The organism is Mesorhizobium sp. WSM4816, from assembly GCF_055811535.1.
On record NZ_JBVVQR010000025.1, the window covers coordinates 24,326 to 45,161 of the forward strand.

The 20,836-nt window shown below is 64.4% G+C and carries 24 protein-coding genes; 13 read left to right on the forward strand and 11 right to left on the reverse strand.

All coding sequences use genetic code 11. The features are described 5' to 3' along the window. Position 1 precedes the first annotated feature (1 nt). The 3 genes from AC0L3H_RS22870 to AC0L3H_RS22880 all read right to left on the reverse strand — a co-directional run bounded on the left by AC0L3H_RS22870 (position 2) and on the right by AC0L3H_RS22880 (position 3,664). Positions 2-1,783 carry a bifunctional alpha/beta hydrolase/class I SAM-dependent methyltransferase gene (locus AC0L3H_RS22870; RefSeq protein ID WP_473586979.1) on the reverse strand — a complete coding sequence of 594 codons (1,782 nt, stop codon included), beginning with the start codon at positions 1,781-1,783 and terminating at the stop codon, positions 2-4. Positions 1,784-1,814: 31 nt separating this feature from the next. Further along, positions 1,815-2,417, reverse strand: a complete 603-nt coding sequence (locus AC0L3H_RS22875; protein WP_287194570.1) for a CDP-alcohol phosphatidyltransferase family protein — start codon at positions 2,415-2,417, stop codon at positions 1,815-1,817. 128 nt (positions 2,418-2,545) lie between these two features. Beyond that, positions 2,546-3,664 (reverse strand): nucleotidyltransferase family protein, encoded by a 1,119-nt coding sequence (locus AC0L3H_RS22880; protein ID WP_473586980.1) that lies wholly within the window; start codon positions 3,662-3,664, stop codon positions 2,546-2,548. Positions 3,665-3,933: 269 nt separating this feature from the next. Between AC0L3H_RS22880 and AC0L3H_RS22885 the strand changes: the two genes are divergently transcribed. The 6 genes from AC0L3H_RS22885 to AC0L3H_RS22910 are packed head-to-tail and all read left to right on the forward strand — an operon-like array spanning position 3,934 to position 10,401. Beyond that, positions 3,934-4,923 (forward strand): TIM barrel protein, encoded by a 990-nt coding sequence (locus AC0L3H_RS22885; protein WP_473586981.1) that lies wholly within the window; start codon positions 3,934-3,936, stop codon positions 4,921-4,923. 39 nt (positions 4,924-4,962) lie between these two features. Beyond that, positions 4,963-6,021, forward strand: coding sequence for a sugar ABC transporter substrate-binding protein (locus tag AC0L3H_RS22890; protein WP_473586982.1), 1,059 nt, complete (start codon positions 4,963-4,965; stop codon positions 6,019-6,021). A gap of 56 nt (positions 6,022-6,077) precedes the next feature. After that, a complete protein-coding gene (locus AC0L3H_RS22895) occupies positions 6,078-7,631 on the forward strand; it encodes a sugar ABC transporter ATP-binding protein (protein ID WP_473586983.1) in 1,554 nt (517 codons plus the stop codon). Then, positions 7,628-8,605 (forward strand): ABC transporter permease, encoded by a 978-nt coding sequence (locus AC0L3H_RS22900; protein ID WP_473586984.1) that lies wholly within the window; start codon positions 7,628-7,630, stop codon positions 8,603-8,605. Before AC0L3H_RS22895 ends, AC0L3H_RS22900 begins: the two co-directional genes overlap by 4 nt. Then, positions 8,602-9,480 (forward strand): MurR/RpiR family transcriptional regulator, encoded by an 879-nt coding sequence (locus AC0L3H_RS22905; protein ID WP_091598869.1) that lies wholly within the window; start codon positions 8,602-8,604, stop codon positions 9,478-9,480. The genes AC0L3H_RS22900 and AC0L3H_RS22905 overlap by 4 nt, the downstream gene beginning before the upstream one ends. Positions 9,481-9,510: 30 nt before the next feature. Beyond that, complete coding sequence (locus tag AC0L3H_RS22910; protein ID WP_473586985.1) at positions 9,511-10,401, forward strand: ribokinase; 891 nt, start codon at positions 9,511-9,513, stop codon at positions 10,399-10,401. A gap of 297 nt (positions 10,402-10,698) precedes the next feature. Here AC0L3H_RS22910 and AC0L3H_RS22915 read toward each other — a convergent pair whose 3' ends face one another. After that, on the reverse strand, positions 10,699-11,235 hold the full coding sequence (locus tag AC0L3H_RS22915) for an Hsp20/alpha crystallin family protein (RefSeq protein ID WP_473586986.1): 537 nt from the start codon (positions 11,233-11,235) through the stop codon (positions 10,699-10,701). 58 nt (positions 11,236-11,293) lie between these two features. Next, the gene (locus tag AC0L3H_RS22920; RefSeq protein ID WP_473586987.1) at positions 11,294-11,758 is read right to left on the reverse strand and encodes an Hsp20 family protein; all 465 of its coding nucleotides are present in this window, start codon (positions 11,756-11,758) and stop codon (positions 11,294-11,296) included. A 230-nt stretch (positions 11,759-11,988) separates the two neighbouring features. On the opposite strand from AC0L3H_RS22920, the gene AC0L3H_RS22925 reads away from it, so the two are divergent. Continuing rightward, on the forward strand, positions 11,989-12,207 hold the full coding sequence (locus tag AC0L3H_RS22925; protein WP_023799042.1) for a hypothetical protein: 219 nt from the start codon (positions 11,989-11,991) through the stop codon (positions 12,205-12,207). 131 nt (positions 12,208-12,338) lie between these two features. Next, positions 12,339-12,587 carry a DUF982 domain-containing protein gene (locus AC0L3H_RS22930; protein ID WP_473586988.1) on the forward strand — a complete coding sequence of 83 codons (249 nt, stop codon included), beginning with the start codon at positions 12,339-12,341 and terminating at the stop codon, positions 12,585-12,587. Between the two features lie 123 nt (positions 12,588-12,710). Here AC0L3H_RS22930 and AC0L3H_RS22935 read toward each other — a convergent pair whose 3' ends face one another. Beyond that, on the reverse strand, positions 12,711-12,998 hold the full coding sequence (locus AC0L3H_RS22935) for an usg protein (RefSeq protein WP_091598882.1): 288 nt from the start codon (positions 12,996-12,998) through the stop codon (positions 12,711-12,713). Here AC0L3H_RS22935 and AC0L3H_RS22940 point away from each other — a divergent pair. The 5 genes from AC0L3H_RS22940 (at position 12,997) to AC0L3H_RS22960 (ending at position 16,073) form a co-directional block, all read left to right on the forward strand. Next, complete coding sequence (locus tag AC0L3H_RS22940; protein WP_473492906.1) at positions 12,997-13,221, forward strand: hypothetical protein; 225 nt, start codon at positions 12,997-12,999, stop codon at positions 13,219-13,221. The genes AC0L3H_RS22935 and AC0L3H_RS22940 overlap by 2 nt on opposite strands. A gap of 153 nt (positions 13,222-13,374) precedes the next feature. After that, a complete protein-coding gene (locus AC0L3H_RS22945; RefSeq protein ID WP_023799038.1) occupies positions 13,375-13,692 on the forward strand; it encodes a co-chaperone GroES in 318 nt (105 codons plus the stop codon). Between the two features lie 58 nt (positions 13,693-13,750). Then, the gene (groL, locus tag AC0L3H_RS22950) at positions 13,751-15,379 is read left to right on the forward strand and encodes a chaperonin GroEL (protein ID WP_473492907.1); all 1,629 of its coding nucleotides are present in this window, start codon (positions 13,751-13,753) and stop codon (positions 15,377-15,379) included. 98 nt (positions 15,380-15,477) lie between these two features. Next, a complete protein-coding gene (locus AC0L3H_RS22955; RefSeq protein ID WP_091598888.1) occupies positions 15,478-15,693 on the forward strand; it encodes a hypothetical protein in 216 nt (71 codons plus the stop codon). 62 nt (positions 15,694-15,755) lie between these two features. Next, a complete protein-coding gene (locus AC0L3H_RS22960; protein ID WP_473586989.1) occupies positions 15,756-16,073 on the forward strand; it encodes a DUF982 domain-containing protein in 318 nt (105 codons plus the stop codon). Between the two features lie 208 nt (positions 16,074-16,281). On the opposite strand, the gene AC0L3H_RS22965 is transcribed toward AC0L3H_RS22960, so the two are convergent. From AC0L3H_RS22965 to AC0L3H_RS22985, 5 genes are all read right to left on the reverse strand, one after another. Then, complete coding sequence (locus tag AC0L3H_RS22965; protein WP_023799033.1) at positions 16,282-17,298, reverse strand: ABC transporter permease; 1,017 nt, start codon at positions 17,296-17,298, stop codon at positions 16,282-16,284. Next, positions 17,295-18,926: a sugar ABC transporter ATP-binding protein gene (locus AC0L3H_RS22970; RefSeq protein WP_473492909.1), complete on the reverse strand. Its 1,632-nt coding sequence runs from the start codon at positions 18,924-18,926 to the stop codon at positions 17,295-17,297. Before AC0L3H_RS22970 ends, AC0L3H_RS22965 begins: the two co-directional genes overlap by 4 nt. Before the next feature lie 175 nt (positions 18,927-19,101). Then, entirely contained in the window at positions 19,102-20,052 is a 951-nt protein-coding gene (locus tag AC0L3H_RS22975; RefSeq protein WP_023799031.1) for a substrate-binding domain-containing protein, read from the reverse strand. Between the two features lie 307 nt (positions 20,053-20,359). Then, a complete protein-coding gene (locus AC0L3H_RS22980) occupies positions 20,360-20,533 on the reverse strand; it encodes an EamA family transporter (RefSeq protein ID WP_473587012.1) in 174 nt (57 codons plus the stop codon). 35 nt (positions 20,534-20,568) lie between these two features. Beyond that, a complete protein-coding gene (locus AC0L3H_RS22985) occupies positions 20,569-20,775 on the reverse strand; it encodes a hypothetical protein (RefSeq protein ID WP_128171069.1) in 207 nt (68 codons plus the stop codon). Positions 20,776-20,836: the final 61 nt, after the last annotated feature.

Genomic DNA, 20,836 nt, shown 5'->3' on the forward strand with positions numbered 1-20,836 from the left:
CTCAGACGCGCCGCGCGACCGATACGGTGAAGATGCCCCACTGGTCGATGCGCTGGTCGAGCTTCTCGAAGCCGGCCGCCGCCACCAGCTGGTCCATCTCGCCTTGCGTGCGCCGGCGCATTACCCAGGCCTGGCCGCCGCGATGCGAGGTCAGGCTGCGCGCGATCATTTCGAGCTGCGGATGCCAGGGCTGGTTGGTGTAGACAAGCAGGCTGCCGGGCTGCATCGCCCTGGCCAGCCCGCCGAGCGAGCGGATGATCATGGCGTTGTCGGCAAACAATTCGTAAAGCCCGGAGACGATGGCGAGGTCCGGCGCCGGATCGAGCCCGGCAAGCATCTCGGCGTCGAAGGCGTCGGCCTGGTGGAACGATACGCTGGTCGGCAGGTGCCGCTCGGCGATCAGCTTGCAGCCGAGCGAAACGTTGAGCTCGGAGAAATCCTGCAGCCGCACGCTGGCCGGCGGCTCGGCGCATTTGGCAACGGCATCGAGCACGTAGCGGCCGTGGCCGGCAGCGATATCGACGATATGGACCGTGCGGCCGGCGGCCTTCAGCGTCCCGGTGGCGCTGCCGATCAGCTCTTCGAGATGCAGCTTGCGCTGGCGGATGCCGCGCCAGCCGATGGCGTCGAGAAAGGTGCGATCGATCATGCGGCCGAGCGGACCGGCGCCCCGCGACTGGTTCTCGTAGACATAGTCGAGGGTCGAGCCGGAATCGAAGCCGGTGGCTATCCCGGTCTTCATGCCTGACGACAGCCAGGCGCCGATACGGATCGAGGCGCGGCTCATTGCCCAGTAGAGGCCTTTCGGTGACAGCAAAGCGAGCGGCGAGGCCAGCCGGTCGGCCTCGTCGCGTGTGTAGCCAGCGCGGTCGGCCGCGGTCAGGTCGACCGGCTTCTGTGGCGTCGAGAACTGTCTTTCGAGGAACGGCTTGATCAGGTCGAGTGCCTTGCGGCGGTCGCGCTCGCCCAGCGTGTCGTGGAAGAAGCCCGGCAGCACATGCCGCTGCTTGGCCGGGCTGGCGAGATTGACGAAGAATTCGTGCTGCGGTCCATGCCGCACAACCCAGTCGCTGCCGGAGATCAGCAATTGCGTCGGCACGGTGATGGCGCGGGCATCCGAGACGATGCGGGCGGCGTGGTCGTAGAGCTCGACCAGGATGTTGGAAGCGATCGGCCGCGTGATCAGCGGATCGGCCTCGAAGGAGGCGATGCGCTCGGGGTCATGCGTCAGGAACTTGGCCTTGACGTAGGAATTGACGAAGAAGCGGCCCTTGATCTTCTGCCACAGCGCAATGCCTTGCTTGGCGAGAGGCACGTAGAGCTTGACCGAGAAGGCCGGCGAAGCCAGTACCAAGGCGCGAATCTGCGGTGCATAATCATGCACCCAGGCGGCGGCGAGCACCGCGCCGAAAGATTGCGCGATCAGCGCGATGTCGCGCTGGGAAAAACCGTCTCTGCCGATCTCGCGCACCACACAATCGATGTCGCGCACAAGTGCGGCAAAAGACGGCGCATAGCCGCGCTCGCCGGCCGAGCGGCCATTGCCGCGCGCGTCCCAGGCGTAGAAGGCATGGCCGGGCATATCGAGTTCGTCGACCAGATGCGCCATGCGGCCGCCATGCTCGTGGCCGCGGTGGAACAGCACAATCGCGCCCCTGGCGGGTTGCCCGACCGCCGGCCAGTAGCGGTAGAAGATCTCGGTGCCGTCATGGCTGCGGAAGCTGCGCTCCTGCGCCACCCGCTGCTCAACTGCGGAAGCAGCAATCGTCGGTTCGTGAAGCATTTTTTTTCCCCAGGCGGATGCGACCGCAATTTCAGTCGCCGCTCCCGTTAAGGCCGCTGCGTATCCGGTTGATGGCGGTCACCAGCGAGAGTGTAGCCATCGCCGGAAACACAAACGGCGTGATGGCTTCCACCCAGAGGCCGCAGGCGACGAGGACGGCGACGATGCCGAGCGCCAGCGCCCGATCGCTCTTGCCGAACGGCCCGGCATAATTGCGCCCGGTGCCTGCCGCGATGCCGAGCACGCCGGCGAACTCCACAAGCACTGCTGTGACGGCAAAGGCGACGACGCCCCAGGCAGGGAACAGAGCGGCAAAGGCCAGGATCAGCGCCAGGTCGGAGACGGCGTCGCAGAGCTCGTTGAGATACATGCCGAGTTTTGAGGCCTGGCCATGCTCGCGCGCAAGCATGCCGTCGATGGCGTTGAGCGCCATGCGCGCAAACAGCACCACCGGCATCAGCAGGAAGACCGCGCGATGACCGGCAAGGGCCGCGACCACAACGCCGGTCGCAACCGACAGCGCGGCAGCCAGCAGCGTGATCTGGTTGGCGGTGACGCCGGCCGCGGCCAGCCGGTCGGCGAGCGGCCGCAGCCTGGCCTGGAAGGCCGGTTTCAGCGCATAAAGCGTCGGCATGTGCGAACCCCCCGGCCGCGGTGCAACTGCGGCGAGGATGATCAATTGGCGCGCAAGACGCAAGGGCGACGAGCGGTTGTACAGGGTTACGATCAGCAGCGCCCGCCCGGAACCTTTATGCGCAGGCCCTACGGCTTCGGTGCGGCCGCCACGTCTTCAAGGTGGAATTCGCTAGGATCTCTTTCCAGCTTTCGAATAGCGCGGGCCAGCGCCGGCAGGACGGTTTCGCGCGTGCCGTGGTCAATCTGGGACAGTGTCTTGCGTATGGCTTCCTTCCAGGCCGCACCGCGGCCATATGCCTCCATGAAAGCATCGGCCAGATCTTCCGACTGCCGTTGTTCGATCATGGCTTCCATGATGGTTGCAGCCTGCATCTTGTCCTTGCGGCTCTTGGCGGTGCCGTCGTTGTCCGTCCGGCGGCGGCTGGCGATGATGAGCTTATGGATCGCGTACCGTTCGGGCGAAGGCACGTTCACCGGCACGCCGGCGCCGTGCAGGAGAACGGCCCGGATCGGTTCGTATATCAGGAAATCGAGAAAGCGCAGGGGCTGCGCCGACGCGCCACCAAGCGCGGGCATGGTTGTAGGATGACCCTCGTAGTCGGCCGAACCGGTGTTCGGAGTCAGGAATTCGACCCTGTATCCGGAGCGAGACGAGTATTGCGTCGTGAAGCGGCCATCAGCCTGGTGCGGAATCTCTCGGAATGTCGGGTCGACTTGCCTCAGCGTATCGAGCACGGGTGGCATTTTGTCATCGACGGCCGTCGAGATCGAATGAAACTGCGCAAAATCGGCATCGCCGGTGACCATTGACGTGCTAGATAGGCGAACGCCAAGGACGGCTGGATAGCATTGGTAAGCGACGGTACCGACCAGGACGCCACGAAGTCTGAAGAAGCCAGCTTCGGCGAGTGCCTGGACAATGTCGCCGGTCTTCCTTTCCGGCCGTGGCAGGTAGGCTTCGCGAACGAGTGTCGAAACCAGTTTTCGCCGCTCTTTGATGTCGGCTTTCAGGTCTTTGAAGTTTTCGACCCTCCTGGTGATTTCAGGATCGTCGACGGGGCCGACATATCTGCGTGTTTTGCGGCCGTCAGGGGTAGGTAGGTCGAGATACCAGTAGCGGCGGCCTTTCACCTCGGCTGTGACAAAGCGGCCGCCGATGTTGAATTCCGTCGAAAACGCGGCGTCCAGCGACCGCTGCGCCAACTCGGAATAGAGCGTCTGGTATGGGTGGGGTATTTGCTGCATGGGCGTTGTTACCGTTTTCGCGAAAAGGGTAATAACACAACTTCGCTCCCACGGCCATCATTGAGTTGTTACCGTTTTTGCGAAAACGGTAACAACTGCGCTTAAAGCATCATGAACGCGGATCAAATCGTGCGTCAGCAGTTCGTCTCTTCGTGGCCGCCTGCTCCTCGCTATGTACGCTGTACCGTCGCCCAGTCTTGAATCAAACGGCATATTCGACTTTACAAATAAACTATAGTATGTGAAGTTATGCCCAAGAAAGGTCGTCCATGACAGTCAATCGTTTCGCCACACGCCTCAATTCTTTTGCCTCGCGGCCGCAGGCCGAATGGCCGGATCTTGTCGGCAAGCCGTCCATGCTGCAGATGGCGGCGCGTGCGGCGAAAGTTGCGGGGCTGACCGACCTTGACCTCAACTTTCCCGATCATGTCGAGGAAAAACCTGCGGAAATGGCACAAAAACTCGGCGATCTCGGGCTTTCCATCAATGGTTTCGCCATGCGCTACTACTCCAATCCGGCCTTCAAGCTCGGCGCCTTCACCAATCCGGATCCGGCAGTTCGCCGCGAAGCCATCGACCTGACCAAGGCCGGCATCGACGCCGCGCGTCAGGCCGGCGCCAATCTGATGACGCTGTGGCTCGGCCAGGATGGCTTCGACTATGCTTTCCAGGCCGATTACGCGACGCTATGGCAACACGAAATTGATGGTATTCGTGAAGTGTCAGCGCATGATCCCGACTGCCTGATCAGCCTGGAGTACAAGCCCAACGAGCCGCGTTCCTACAGCCTGATGCCCGACGCGGCGACGACATTGCTGGCGATCCGCGAGATCGGCCTGCCCAATCTCGGCGTGACGCTCGATTTCGCCCATGTGCTCTATGCTGACGAGCAGCCGGCCTTTGCCGCAGCACTTGTGGCGCGCCACAGCAAGCTCTTGGGCGTGCATCTCAACGACGGCTACGCCAAGCGCGACGACGGCCTGATGGTCGGCGCGGTGCATACGCTGCAGACGATCGAGCTGCTTAGGCAGATCCGCCGCGACGGCTACGCCGGCGCCATCTACTTCGACACATTTCCCGACATGACCGGGCTCGATCCGATCCACGAATGCGAAGTCAACATCGCCACCGTCAAGCGCATGCTGCGCGTCGTCGAGCAGTTGGAGAAGGACAATCGCCTGTCCACCGCCATCGGCCGCCAGGACGCGGTCGCGTCGCAAGCCATCATCCAAGAAGCCATGCTCGGGCCGGAGAACTGAGGCTCGGCCTCAAAATCGTTCAACAAGGGAGGAAAGACCATGAAATTTCTGCTTGCCACCGCCACCGCTGCGTTGATGGCGCTGTCCATCGGCTCCGCCTATTCCACCGACCTCGCGCCGCTCAATTCCGACACCGAAAAGGACCGCATCGACTGGTCGCAACTCGAGGCCAAGTTCGGCGCGTTGCCCAAGCTGCCCGACGGCACCAGGGCCGGCGCCGTCTCCAAGACGCTGACCAACGAATACTGGCGCTCGCTGGGTGAGGGCTACAAGTCGTTGGGCGATCGCGTCGGCGTGCCGGTCGTCTACCAGGCGGCGCAGAGCGAGGGCGACCAGCTCGGCCAGCTGACAATCGCCGAAGGCCTGGTCACGCAAGGCTACAACGTGCTGCTCGTCTCGCCGCAGACCGACTCCAACCTGCAGCCGATCATGGAACAGGCCAGGGCCGCCAACGTGCCGGTGGTCAACGTCAATGACGCGGTCATCCCGCAGGCCGAGCACTATGTCGGCAATGTCCAGCGCGACAATGGCGTGCGCGTCGCCAAATGGTTCATCAAGAACCGGCCGGACGGCGGCAAGGTCGCCATCGTCGAAGGCCAGGCCGGCGTCTATGCCGCAGTCCAGCGCACGGATGGCTTCAAGGCCACGATCACCGAGACCGGCAAGTTCGAGGTCGTCGCCAGCGTGCCCGGCAATTGGGATCGCCAGACGTCCTACGACGCTGCCAGCAACATCCTGCAGCAGCACCCCGACCTGATCGGCTTCTATGCCAACAATGACGGCATGGCACTGGGCATCGTCGAGGCGGTCAAGGCCGCCGGCCTGCAGGACAAGGTCGCCGTCTTCGGCACCGACGGCATCTCCGACGCCTATGCCTCGATCCGCGCCGGCGAGCTGACCGGCACCGTCGACAGCTTCCCGGTGCTGACCGGCGAGGTGGCGCTGGAATCGGCGCTCCGGCTGGTGGCCGGGCAGAAGCTGCCGCGCGTTGTCGCCACGCCGCAGGCGCTTATCACCAAGGACAATGCCGACCGCTATTCCGGCGCCGGCGACGCCGTGCGCAAGGCGCTGCTCGAGGACGCGGCAGCGGGCAATTAAGGGCAGGACTGCGGGTGCCGGCCGGGCTGGCGCCCTTTGCCTGGAGAATAGAACCAATGTCTGTCCCGCGGCTGCAATTCGAGCGCATTTCCAAGGTGTTTCCGGCGGTGCGAGCGCTGAGCGATGTGTCCTTTTCCGTCGGCGCCGGCGAAATCCATGGCCTGCTCGGTGAGAACGGCGCCGGCAAATCGACGCTGCTGCGCATCCTGTCGGGGGTCTACAGACCGACCGCCGGAAGCGTGCTGATCGACGGCAGACCGGTGGCGCTGAACAATCCGGTCGCGGCGCGCGCCGCGGGCGTCGCCATGATGCATCAGGAATTGCAGCAGGTGCCGCATCTCAGCGTCGCCCAGAACATGTTCCTCGGTCATCCGCTGACGCGCGGCGGCATCTTCGTCGCCCGGCGCGAGCAGGAGCGCTGCTCTGCGGAAGCCCTTGCCGCCCTCGATCCGACCATCGATCCGGCAGTCCCGCTCGGCAGCCTGAAGGTCGCGCAGCGGCAGATCGTCGAGATCGCCCGGGCGCTGCTCGATCGGGCACGCGTCGTGGCGATGGACGAGCCGACATCGAGCCTGACGCCGAGCGAGTTCGAGCGGCTGGCCGAAGTCATTGCCGGGCTGGCGCGCGACGGCGTCGCGGTCGTCTATGTCTCGCACAAGCTGGACGAGGTGTTCGGCATCTGCCAGCGCGCCACAATCATGCGCGACGGCGTCGTGGTCGGATCCGTCGATCTGGCGCAGGTGTCGGAAAAAGCCGTCGTTTCGATGATGGTCGGACGCGAGCTTGCCCAGGAACAGCACCGCTCGCACACCTCCAGCGAGGTCAGACTGAGCGTGCGTGGCCTCGCCTCGGCAACCAAGGTCCATGACGTCTCGTTCGACCTGCACCGCGGCGAGGTGCTGGGCATTGCCGGCCTGGTCGGCTCGGGCCGCACCGAACTGCTGCGGCTGCTGGCCGGCGCCGACCGCGCCTCGTCGGGCAGGGTCGAGATCGACGGCAAGGCCATAAAACTCGCCAATCCGCGCCACGCCATCGCCGCCGGCATCGGCCTGGTGCCGGAGGAGCGCAAGCGCGAAGGCATCGTGCCGTTGCGGTCGATCTCCAGCAATATGGCGCTGGCCTCGATGGGCGTGTTCGCACCGCGCGGCGTCATCGATCACACCAGGCTGAAACGGGTCGCGGCCGAGAAGATGAAGCGGGTCAATTTGCGCCCGTTCCTGCTCGACCGGCCGATCCGGCTGTTCAGCGGCGGCAACCAGCAGAAGGCGATCATCGGCCGCTGGCTGGCGGCGGGAACGCGCATCCTTTTGTTCGATGAGCCGACCCGCGGCATCGATATCGGCGCCAAGGCGGAGATCTACCATTTGATCGAGGAGCTTGCCGCCGAAGGCCATTCGGTCGTCGTCGTGTCGTCCGAGCTTCCCGAGGTGATCCGGCTCGCCGACCGCGTGCTGGTCATGCGCGATGGCACGGTCGCCGCCGAGCTCGACCGGGCTGATCTCAGCGAACAGGCGATCGCGGCGCACGCCATACCCCAATCGGAGACGCAAGGCCGGCAAGGCGCAAGGCCATCGGGCCGGCAAGGCATAACGGACAGGACCAGCGGATGACTGATGTAACCGAACACACAGCAGCGCGCCCACGGGCTGAATTCCTGCACCGGTTTTCGCTGCGCGACGCCGGCACGCTGATCGGCCTGGTGGTGATCCTCGCCGTCTTCGGCGCGCTGGTCCCGGGCTTCTTTGCCGAGCGCAATTTGATCAACATCCTGCAGCAGTCGAGCATCAACGCCTGCCTGGCGTTGGGCATGACGCTGGTGATCATCTCGGGCGGCATCGATCTGTCGGTCGGGCCGACGGCAGCCCTTTCGGCCGTCATCTCGGCCTCGATGCTGGTTGCCGGCGTGCCGTTCCCGCTGGCCATCGCCGCCGGCTTCGCCATCGGCCTCGTCTGCGGCCTGCTCAATGGCGTGCTGGTCGCCTATGTCGGGCTGCAGCCTTTCATCGTCACACTGGGAACGCTCAGCACCTACCGGGCGCTGGCGCTGATCTATACCGGCGGCAATCCGGTGCTCGGCCTGCCAGCCGGCTTCCGCGCCATCTTCAACGGCTCGCTGTTGGGATTGCCACTGGCGGTCATCATCGTGGCCGTGGTCGCGCTGATCGCCTGGATCATCCTCAAGAAGACGCCTTTCGGCGAATATCTGCTCGCCGTCGGCGGCAATGAGGAGGCGGCCTACATAGCCGGCGTGCCGATCGCTCGCACCAAGATCGCCGCCTACATGATCTCGGGCCTGCTGGCGGCCCTTGCCGCGCAGATCCTGATCGGACGGCTGGGTGCCGCTGAGCCCATTCTCGGCAATCTCTGGGAGCTCGATGCCATTGCCGCGGCGGCCATCGGCGGCGCCTCGCTGATGGGCGGCAAGGGCAGCGTCGTCGGCACCATCCTGGGCGCCGTCATCCTCGGCACCATGCGCAACGGCCTGACGCTGATGAATGTCCAGTCCTTCTATCAGCTCTTGGCAACTGGCCTTATAATCCTCGCCGCGATGTTCATCGATCGCGTGACGAGGGGACGTGGATGACCTTGACCAGCCTGGATCTGAAAGCAGTAGGACCGCGGATCCGCATGATGATGCCGCATTTGACACCGCTCGAGGCGAAGGTGGTGGAAACCGTGTTCGGACGGCGCGGCTTCGACGAGACCATTCCGCTCAAGCAGATCGCCGAAGAAGCCGGCGTGTCGGAGGCGATGGTGGTGAAGATCGCCAAGAAACTGGGCTTTTCCGGCTATCGCGACTTCCGCACCGCGGTTTATGAATACAGCCGCCTGCCGACCGCCGAAATGCACCAGGAACTGTCGGTCGACGACAGCTCGGCCGAGATCGTCCAAAAAGTGTTCCGCACTTCGATCCAGGCGCTGGAGGAAACGCTGGCGATCCTCGACATGGACGATTTCGACCGCGCCGCAGATCTTTTGTACCGCGCCAGGAACCGCGATTTCTATGGCGTCGGCGGTTCGGCGCAGATCGCGCGCGACGTCTCGCACAAATTCCTGCGCATCGGCATCCGCGCATCCGTCTACGACGATTCGCACATGATGCTGATGTCGGCCTCGCTGCTCGGCGCCGACGACATCGCGGTCGGCTTCTCGCATTCCGGCAACACCAGCGCCGTCATCGATGCCATCCATCTCGCCCGCAAGAGCGGTGCGCGGACGCTGGCGATCACCAATTACGACAACTCGCCGCTGGCCGCCGTCGCCGACATCGTGCTGTGCTCGACCGCGCAGGGCTCGCCATTGATGGGCGAGAACGCGGCGGCGCGCATCGCCCAGCTCAACATTCTCGACGCGCTGTTCGTCGCGGTGGCACAGCGCGACTACCAGGCGGCGGAGCGCAATCTCGGCCGCACGATGTCGGCGGTGACCTCGAAACGCCGGGACAAGGGCGGCTCATGAAGGATCGGGGCACATGAAAGATAGGAACACATGACAGCTCCGCTGGTCACCGTGTTCGGCAGCCTGCACTACGACATCATGGTCGAAGCGCCTGACCGCCCGCGCAAGGGCGAAACCGTGACCGGCCATGCCTGGCAGCCGAAATGCGGCGGCAAGGGCGGCAACCAGGCGGTCTCGGCGGCGCGGGCCGGCGTGCGCTCGGCAATGATCGGCGCCGTCGGCGATGACGATTTTGGCCGCGCGCTTGTCGGCAATCTCGCGCGCCGCGGCGTCGACAGCCGCTTCGTGCGGGTCGCACCTGGCGCCGGCTCGGGCATGAGCGTGGCGATCTTCGACGCCGGCGGCGATTATGGCGCGGTGATCGTCTCGGGCAGCAATCTCACCTTGGGCGAGAACGACATCGTGGCCGCGACCGAGATGGTTGCGCAAACGGCGGTGCTGCTGCTGCAGAACGAGGTGCCGGAAGCCGCCAACATTGCCGCAGCGCGGGCGGTGAAGGCGCATGGCGGCCGCGTCGTGCTCAACGCCGCCCCCGCGCGAAAACTGTCCGGCGAATTGATCGCACTCACCGATATCGTCATCGTCAACGCCATCGAGGCGGAATTTTTGGCCGGCGTTGCGGTCGTCGATACGCTCGAGGGTGCTGCCGAGGCGGCACGCATGCTGATCGATTTCTACCCGGCGGCGATCGTCACGGCCGGCGGGGAGGGCGTTGCCTATTGCGGCCGCGACGGCCAGGCATTCGCGCGGGCCGCCCTTCCGGTGAAGGTGGTCAGCACCCATGGCGCCGGCGACGAGTTCGTCGGCGCGTTCGCGGCAGGCCTTGCCCGCGGCCATCGGGTCGAGGGCGCACTTGCTGCCGCCAACGCCGCCGCGGCCTTGCTGGTCGCCACGCCGGAACGGCAGCGCGAGGCGATCTGAGACGGGTGGCTGCCTCCGCCCGCGATCGTGACACGAAGCGGATGGCGAGGATTTTTCACAGGCCGATAAAGCCGACAATTGATACGAAAGCCCGCCACCCCAAGGGATGACGGGCTCCGTAGCCTGTGCGCCAGGAACGCCACGGTAGCGACGCTGCTACTCAATGCTCCGTAGATACTCATTATGCGGCCTTCGCGCCGTCAGGCGCATCGGCCGAACAAATGAAGCCCGCGCCTTTGGCGGGGAGCGCGGATCTGCGCAGCCGGGCGCGGCTGGCGCGTCCGGCTGCCGATGTCGTCAGTGCTTGCTCTTGCCGGGGCTGGCGGCACTGCCACTGATGGCGATGCGCTTGGCTTTCGTCCGTGCGCGCTCCGTCTTGGGCAGCGTCACGGTGAGCACGCCGTTGTGGAAGGCGGCGTTCACCTTGTCCTCCTCGACCTCGTAGCCGAGCGGGATGCGGCGCTCGAAGCGGCCGTAGAACCGCTCGGAGAACTGCCTGTCCTTGTCTTCGGTCTCGGAGCGCTTCTCGCCACGCAGCGTCAGCACGCCGTCATCGAGCATCACCTCGACGTCCTTTTCGTCCATGCCGGGAATTTCCGCGGTCACGCGGATCTCCTTCTCGCCGTCGGCGATTTCGACGCTCGGCCAGCTGCCGCGCGCCGACGAAAATCCGCTGAGCATCGGCATGCGCGTTTCGAAGCCGCGGAAGGGGTCGTCGATCAGGCGGTTCATCTCGCGATGCAACGCCATGAACGGGTCGCGGTCCTCGTCACGATAGAAGCTGGGAACCGGACTGTTCTCCCGGCCCCAGGGAATGAGATCACGAATAGCCATTGCTGTTCTCCTTTCTCGACTGGTTGTGTCAAAGGCGAACGCCAGAGATCGCCTTCGCTCAGGCGGCCTGCTTCGGCTTCTCGACCTGTCCGGCCTTCGGCGCGCCGTCTTGCTTGGCGATCGTGATGCCACGCGGCTTCATCTCTTCGGGCACTTGGCGAACGAGGTCGATCGTCAGCAGGCCGTTATTGAGCGAGGCGCCGGTGACCGTCATGTGATCGGCAAGCTCGAAGCGCCGTGTGAACGGTCGCACCGGAAGGCCGCGATGGAGATATTCCACCTCGTCCTGTTCCTTGCGCTCGCCAGAGACGATGAGAAGGTTCGGCTCGTGGCTGATGTCGAGATCGTTCTCGGAAAAGCCGGCGACGGCGATCCTCACCCGATAGGTGTTCTCGTCGCTTCGCTCGATGTCATAGGGCGGCCAGGTTTCGACTGCCTGAGGCGCGTTTTCCAGCAGGTTGAAGATGCGGTCGAAACCGATGCTCGACCGATAGAGCGGGGAAAAGTCGAATGCGGTTCTCATAGCTACATCCTCCGTGGAGCAACATAGTACGAGGGACGCCAAAGAGCTTGGCGCTCCCTGGTTCTGCCGGTCCCATTCGGCAACCGGCAATTTTCATCTGGTTATTGTCAGGCCGAAATCAAGACCCAGATTCTGTCCCGCTGCCAGAATTTTTGTTGCCGGATTGTACTGGTAATGCCGGTTTCAACCGACGTTTGAGGGTCGCGCCGGCACGCCGCATGGAGGACATCATGACCATGACACGCGACGACATCATTTCGGTGCTGGGCCCGGTCGACGACGCCGTCATCGCCGACATCGCCTCGACCGGCGCGACGATCGAAGAGTTGCGCGAGGCCTTTGCCTGGGTCGGCGCCGATGAGGCGCTGGTCAACGAGGGCCGCCCGCTGCCGTCGGCAAGGGTGGCGACGCTGATCGGGCTTCTCGAACCGCCGGACGACGACATATAGCGCCGGGTTTCGGCAAGCAGACTGGGAGACGGGGGAGGTCTTGAAGCGTGCAGCCATACGAACCATCTCGTCCAGTCGGGCGCCGATCGGGCCGCCTTCCTGGTTGTTCTCAAAAGGAAAAGGAGGAAGTGATGAACGACGTCCCATTTTCCGAGCCGATCACGCTGAAGCTCCAATCCGTCGGAGAGCGCAAGGTCGCCAGCAGCTGGGAAGCCATCGAATGCATGCAGCAATGGCCGGACCGGGCGCGCGGCCGCAACTGGCGCGCAGCCTTTCGCGCCTGCCGCGACGCGCTCGACGGTTGGCGCACCGCCCGCGAGGCGCGCACCGCCTTCGTCAAGGCGGCACGCACCGCCGGACTGCTGGTCACGGGACGTTAATCCACCTGAACATCAATCCACCTGAACGCCAATGAACCTGAAGCCGGGGAACCTGAAGCCGGGGCGGACGCGATGTGCTGCAGAGGCGGCGCCTTTCATGAAAAGCGCCACCTTTTCTCTATTTCACTGCAGCGTAATGACGCCGTCCACCGCCCGCCATTCGGAGGGCTGGATCAGACGGTGATGGGCGACGCGCACAGAATGCAGCGGGCCCTCGATCTCACGTTCCCAAAATTCGAGGAAATGCTTCAGCGTCGGGAAATCCGGGGCGATGTCGTATTGCTGCCAGATGAAAAGCTGCAGCAGGTCCCGATAGTCGGGAAGACGATAATGGATCTCTGCCGTCGTCAGGCCAAAACCCTGCATCTGGAGCCGGAATTCGTTGCTGACCTGGAACTCATTGCCGACCATGGCCGTCTCCTTTCCGAACGATCAGGCGTCCATCCTCCGCATGCAAAAACGCCTCCGCTTCCTCATCGGTTCCGGCCGCCGGCAGACGGTGCCGGGATCGACGACGATGTCGGAAGGTTGCGCCCCGGTTTCAAGTCGCATCCGTCGTTTCAAATCCTGGAATAGCGCCATCATTACAGTGCGTTATTACGGTGCGTTGGCACTCGACAACGGCGAGTGCTAAAATTTTTTCGGAGTCCTCTTGAAAGGCTGGATAGGCAGACTAATTCGATAGGCGCGTGATGCCTGAGCAGGGGTCGCGCACCGTCGCACCGACCCACTGGTCGGCTGCGAAGGGAGGTCCAAGAAAATCTGTTTGTCCCATGAGGAGAACGACATGGCGTTCCGTCCATTGCATGACCGTATCCTGGTCCGCCGCATCGAGGTCGACGAGAAGACCGCTGGCGGCATCATCATTCCTGACACAGCCAAGGAAAAGCCGCAGGAAGGCGAGGTCATCGCCGCCGGCCCCGGCGCGCGCGACGATAGCGGACAGTTGCAGCCGCTCGACGTCAAGGTCGGCGACCGCATCCTGTTCGGCAAATGGTCGGGCACCGAGATCAAGCTCAACGGCGAGGACCTGCTTATCATGAAGGAAAGCGATGTGCTGGGCGTGATTGAAATGACCGACCAGATAAAAAAGAAGGCCGCCTGAGCGGGGCCCGAACAAGCCATCAGTCAACGAAAAGCTGCCTATTTGAAGGAGTTATCCAATGGCTGCCAAGGATGTGAAATTCCATACCGAAGCCCGCGAGAAGATGTTGCGCGGTGTCAACATCCTCGCCGACGCGGTGAAGGTGACGCTCGGTCCAAAGGGCCGCAATGTCATCCTCGACAAGTCGTTCGGCGCCCCGCGCATCACCAAGGACGGCGTTACCGTCGCCAAGGAAATCGAGCTTGAGGACAAGTTCGAGAACATGGGTGCGCAGATGGTGCGCGAGGTCGCCTCGAAGACCAGCGACGTCGCCGGCGACGGCACGACGACCGCGACCGTTCTGGCGCAGTCGATCGTCCAGGAAGGCGCCAAGGCGGTTGCCGCCGGCATGAACCCGATGGACCTGAAGCGCGGCATCGACAAGGCGGTCGACGCCATCGTCGCCGAACTCAAGGCCAATGCCCGCAAGGTGACAAGGAACGACGAGATCGCCCAGGTCGGCGCCATCTCGGCCAATGGCGATGCCGAGATCGGCCGCTTCCTCGCCGAAGCGATGGAAAAGGTCGGCAATGAGGGCGTCATCACGGTCGAGGAGGCCAAGACCGCCGAGACCGAGCTCGAAGTGGTCGAGGGCATGCAATTCGATCGCGGCTATCTCAGCCCCTATTTCATCACCAACCAGGACAAGATGCGCGTCGAGCTCGAAGAGCCCTATGTGCTGATCCACGAGAAGAAGCTGTCCAACCTGCAAGCCATGCTGCCGGTGCTCGAAGCCGCTGTGCAATCGAGCAAGCCGCTGCTGATCATCGCCGAGGATGTTGAAGGCGAGGCGCTGGCGACGCTGGTCGTCAACAAGCTGCGCGGTGGACTGAAGGTCGCCGCCGTCAAGGCGCCGGGTTTTGGTGACCGCCGCAAGGCGATGCTGGAAGACATTGCCATCCTGACCGGCGGCACGGCCATCAGCGAGGATCTCGGCATCAAGCTCGAAAACGTCACGCTGGAGATGCTCGGCCGCGCCAAGAAGGTGCTGATCGAGAAGGAGAACACCACGATCGTCGACGGTGCCGGCCGCAAGGACGAGATCCAGGCACGCATCAGCCAGATCAAGGCGCAGATCGAGGAGACCACCTCCGACTATGACCGCGAGAAGCTGCAGGAGCGCCTGGCCAAGCTCGCCGGCGGCGTCGCCGTCATCCGCGTCGGCGGCTCGACCGAGGTCGAGGTCAAGGAGCGCAAGGACCGCGTCGACGACGCCATGCACGCCACCCGCGCTGCGGTCGAGGAAGGCATACTGCCTGGCGGCGGCGTGGCGCTGCTCAGGGCAGCGAAGGCGCTCGACAATGTCGCCGTCGACAACCCCGACCAGAGGACCGGCGTCGAGATCGTGCGTCGGGCCATCGAGCAGCCGGTGCGCCAGATCGCCGAGAATGCCGGTGCGGAAGGTTCGATCATCGTCGGCAAGCTGCGCGAGAAGACCGAATTCGGCTATGGCTGGAACGCCCAGACCAACGAGTTCGGCGATCTCTACGCGCAGGGCGTGATCGACCCGGCCAAGGTGGTGCGCGCCGCTCTCCAGGACGCCGCGTCGGTCGCCGGCCTGCTGGTGACCACCGAGGCGATGGTGGCCGAGAAGCCGAAGAAGGAAGCTGCCGCACCGGCAATGCCCGGCGGTGGCATGGACTACTAAGGTCAGGCCTCCAAAGCGAGGCTTCTGAACGGCAGATGGACCGTGTCCGCCAAAGCGGGCACGGTCTTGCCGGTCCGGACCAATGCGGAGCAGGTGCCATGGATGTGATGGACAGTTTTGGAAAGATCGCGGCGCCGACCCGCCCGAAGAACGATTTCAACTATGAAACCGATTGCAGGGCGGCGCTGGCGCCCCTGGTCGACGGCTTGCTGGACATGGCCGAGCAGGCCGGCTGGGATCGCCGCAAGGCGGCCTATACGCTGATGTTCCTGTCGGCCCAACGCGTCGGGGCCGGCCAGGAGGAGCGTAAATGATTGCCGCGCAGGCGCGCATGCCTGCGCCTGTTGGAGACAGTTGAACCGGAAAGGAGAGTGTCATGGACCGTTCTTCTTTTGAAAAGCCGGTCACCATCCTGACCGGCCTCGGCACGCCGACCAGGATAGAAAGCGCGGCTGAGGGCTATGCGCTGCTTGCCGACTGGCCGCGGGCGAGCCGGACGGCCGCGCACGACATCGCCGCCAAAGCCTGCCGGGCGGCGATGGACGGAGAGATCGACGCCGAGACGGCACGGGCGACCTTCGTGGCGTTCGCCCGCCGCAACGATCTTCTCGCGCCGCTGACGAGTTCTACCGTTGCCGGCGGGACAGTCATCGATTGGGCAACGCGTTCGCAGCGTCTCAACGCACCGGCATGAACGCGGCTTTTCCCCAAGTTGGAGAATGGCGAAAGCCGCAGCAACATCCAATCTCCTCCTCAAGGGGGGAGATTGGCAGCTTCGCCGGTAGCGCTTCTTCTGAGATTGGCGAAAGCCGATGCGACATCCAATCTCCCCCCTTGAGGGGGAGATGTCCGGCAGGACAGAGGGGGGTACTGTCCCGCCGACCTAGGTACTGCCCCTCGGACTACCGCCTTACCCGCGATTTCAGCCAGCGGTCGAAGGCCACGGCGAGGATCAGGATCAGGCCGATGACGATGCTTTGCGTGTAGGACGAGACGTTGTTGAACTGCAGCCCGTTCTGCAGCACGCCGATCAGTGCCGCGCCCACCACCGTGCCGCCGACCGAGCCAATGCCGCCGAACAGCGAGGTGCCGCCGATGACCACCGCCGAGATCACCGTCAGCTCGTAGCCGATGCCGGCGACGGCTTCCGAGGAATTGAGCCTGGCCGATAGCACGAAGGCGGCAAGGCCGGCGAAGAAGCCGACGATGATGTAGACCGAGATCAGGATGCGGTCGACGCGCAGGCCGGACAGCCGCGCCGCCTCGGCATTGCCGCCGACGGCGTAGACGGCGCGGCCGTAGCGCGTGTAGCGCAGGACGATGTGGCAGAGGATCGCCGCCGCCGCGAATATGATCGCCGGCACCGGCACCGGGCCGATCAGCCCGGTGCCGAACCAGCGCATCGAAGCGTCGAAGCCGGAGATCGGGCCGCCATTGGAGATCGTCAGCGTCAGGCCGCGAAACACGGTGAGGCCGCCGAGCGTGACGACGAAGGGCGGCACTTTCAGCCGGGTGATGGCAAAGCCCTGGACGCCGCCGGCCAGGGCGCCGACGACGACGGCGGCCAGAAGGGCTGCGAACCAGCCATAGCCTTGTGCGCCGGACGTCGACAGCGACAGCGTGTTGGCGGTGCCGCCCTTGGCCACCACCGCCGCGACCATGCCGCAGAAAGCCAGCAGCGAACCGACCGACAGGTCGATGCCGGCGGTGAGGATGACGAAGGTCATGCCGAGCGCGATCAGCCCGGTGATCGAGATCTGCCGCATGATGTTGAAGATGTTGATCGGGTCGATGAAGCTCGGCTTCAGCACGGTGAAGACGACGATCAGCAGCGCCAGGAACATCAGCGGTCCGAAGCTCATCAGCAGGCGCGCGACATTGATGCCGCCGCGCTGGCTCTGTTCGGTCGTGCTGGTCATTGCGTCGCTTCCTGCGTTTGATCGAGCGCCATCAGTTCCATCAGTTTTTCCTCGGTCGCCTCGATACCTGGCATCTCGCCGGTGATGCGGCCGCGCCGCATGGTGACGATCCTGTCCGACACCGCAAGCACTTCGGGCAATTCCGACGAGATCATCATGATGGCGATGCCGCGCCCGGCGAGCTGCACCAGGATCTGGTGCACCTCGGCCTTGGCGCCGACATCGACGCCGCGCGTCGGCTCGTCGACGATCAGCACCTTGGGGTCGCGCGCCAGCCATCGGGCGAGGATGACCTTCTGCTGGTTGCCACCGGACAGCCCCTCGATGGGCTGCTCGGGCGAGGCCATGCGGATCGACAGCGTTTTTCTGTAGCTCGCCAGCGCCTGGCGCTCGCGGCGCTCGGCCATGAAGCCGAGAGCGTTGGAGTAGCGGCCGAGCGCAGCGACGGAAAAGTTGGTGAGGATGCCGAGCGCGGCGAAGATCGCCTGATGCTTGCGGTCTTCCGGCACCAGGCCGATGCCGAGGGCGATGGCGTCGGCGGGTGTTTCAGGCGCGATCGTCTTGCCGTCGAGGGTGATGGTGCCGGCGGCGATGCGGTCGGCGCCGAAGATGGCGCGGGCAAGCTCGGTGCGGCCGGAGCCGACGAGGCCGGCGACGCCGAGGATCTCGCCGGCCTTGAGGTCGAGATCGATGCCTTCGAGCACGATGGCGTGCGGCGCCTGCGGATCGCGCACCGTGCGCAGGCCGCGCACGGAAAGCCTGACGTCGCCGGCGACATCGCGCAGCGTCGGCCTGGCATAAAGCTCGGACGCGGCGCGGCCGACCATTTTCTCGATGATTTTCGGCAGCTTGATCGGCCCGCCATCGCGGTCGAGATGGCCGGCCAGCCTGCCGTCGCGCAGCACCGTCATGCGGTCGCAGATCGCGGAGGCCTCTTCCAGCCGGTGGGTGACGAACATGATGGCGACGCCGTCCTTGCGCAGCCGGCCCATGATCGACATCAGTTTTTGCACTTCGGTTTCGGTCAGCGCCGAGGTCGGCTCGTCCATGATGATGAGCCGGCTCTTCAGCGACAGCGCGCGGGCGATCTCGACCAGCTGCTGCTCGGCCACCGACAGCGCAGACACCGGCGTCGCCGGGTCGAGGTCAAGGCCGACGCGGGCGATGATCGCGCGCGAGTCTACCTCCATCTTCCGCCAGCTGACCAGGCCCAAGCGCCCGAGCGGCGCGCGGCCGATAAAAATATTCTCCGCCACGGTCAGCGTCGGGATCAGGCTCAGTTCCTGGTAGATGGTGACGATGCCGAGGCGCTTGGCATCCTGCGGATTGTGCGGATTGAATTCGACGCCGTCGAAGACGATGCGGCCGCTGGACGGCGGCATCACGCCGGACAGGATCTTGAGCAGCGTCGACTTGCCGGCGCCGTTCTCGCCGAGCAGGCCGAGGATTTCGCCGGGCCGAACCTCGAGCGAGACATCGCTCAGCGCGGTGACGCCGGCAAAACGCTTGGTCACGCCCTCGACGGCGAGGAGGGGGAGAGATGGCGCGATGGCTTCAGCTGTGGGCAAAGGTTTCTCCCTGATTGCGATTGGCCGCGGGACAGCGCCCCCCTCTGTCCTGCCGGACATCTCCCCCACAAGGGGAGAGATTGCGCCTTGATAACTGGATTCGCCAATCACCAACGTTGCAGAGGGAGAGCCGGCGTTGAAGCTGCCAATCTCCCCCCAAGTGGGGGAGATGCCCGGCAGGGCAGAGGGGGGCGCGACAGAACGCTGCTTTCGCCACCGCGCGCCCTGGACCCGCCTACTTCGTCTCGCCCAGCCTTTCCGCCTTGTCGAGATTGTCCTTGCCGATGACGATCGGCGTCAGCAGCACAAGCTTTTCCTTCGGCTCGGTCTTGTCCCTGGCATAGGCGACGGCGATCTGCACCGCGGTGCGCGATTGCTCGCCGGGGAACTGTTCGACGGTGCCGGCCAGCTTGCCGTCGCGCACGGCGACCAGCGCTTCGGGAAGCGCATCGAAGCCGTAGATCTTGACGTCGGTGAAGTTGCGCGCCGCGCAGGCTTCGACCGCGCCCAGCGCCATGTCGTCATTGGCGCAGATGATCGCGTCGGGCTTGCCGTTGGCGGCAAGGCCGGCCTCGGTGACCGAGAGCGCCTCGGCGCGGGCGAAATTGGCGGTCTGCTCGAAGATGATCTGGTACTTGTCCTTCATCGGGTCGAGGACGTTGTGCACGCCCTTGTTGCGGTCGATCGCCGGCCCGGCACCTGGCTGGCCCTGCAGATGGAAGATCTTAGCGCCGTTCGGGAAAGCCGCCACCATGGCCTGCGCTTCGGCCTCGCCGCCCTTGACGTTGTCGGCGCCGACATGGGCGAGGATGCCTTCGACCCCGTCGACGCGGCGGTCGATGGTGACGACGGGGACGCCGGCCTGGATCGCTTGCTCGATGGCCGGGGCCAGCGCGTTGACGTCGAGTGGCGAGATGACGATGGCGTTGACCTTCTGCACGAGCGCTGCCTCGATATCGGCGGTCTGCTTGGGCGCCGAGTTCTGGCCGTCGCTTTCGACAAGATTGACGCCCTGCGCCTGAGCTTCCGCCTTGATCTGGTTCAGCATGTGCACGAAGAACGGAAAGCCGAGACTCGGCACCGAACCAAGAATGGTCAGCTTGTCTTGGGCGAAAGCCAGTTGCGGAGCGGCCAGCGCCATCGTGCCCATCGCCACGGACGACAGCAGGAATTCACGTCTGTTGATCAATTTAGTCTCCTCCCACATGAGCGCATGAACCCGAAAACCGGTTCCGATTTTCCGAAATTTCCTGCGTCGATCCAGAAATGGAGTGTCCTTTGAGCGCCCAGGGGGACGCAACGGCGCTCCAGCCGGTCCACCGCGACGTTCTCCTCCGCTCGGCGCCGGCGGGCGGATGCTAGCCAAGGCCGGAGATTTGCGCAAGAACAGGCGGTATTCGGTTCCGGTCGGGTCCCCGGCCTGTTGTTTGGCGGCTTCGCGGGGTTCGCCGGGTTGCCCGATCTCTCAGTCTGCCACCGCCGGCTTGCTGCTGTCAGCGACAGCAGGGTGATTGATCCAGATACGACCGCAGGACCATGAGCCCCGCGATCAGGCAGCGCATGCCCACGGCGCTGAGCGGATCGAGATGATCCAGCACAGTCTTCTGCGCAACATTGCCGAAGCCGCAAAAGGCAGCGGCAAGCAGAAGCAGACAGTTGGCCTGCACCAAAGCTTGCGCCGCAAAGGGCGGATCGCTGGTTGCTAGCGGGCGGCGAGCTTGTCCCACCGCTTGCAATACAGGCGGACGCCGACGGGCATGATCTCATAGCCGGCGTCATTCAACTGCAGCTTCATCTCCTCGAAATGCCGCTTTGAGCCACTGACGATCGATTCAGGGGTGTAGTCCCAGCCGTTGCGGGCGGCATTGGCCAGGATGTCGGCATAGAGGCGCATGCTCGTGATTTTCACATCCGATTCCAGCACCTGCCTGCATCCTCTAGCGAACGACGGCGACTGGGCGGCGGAAAAA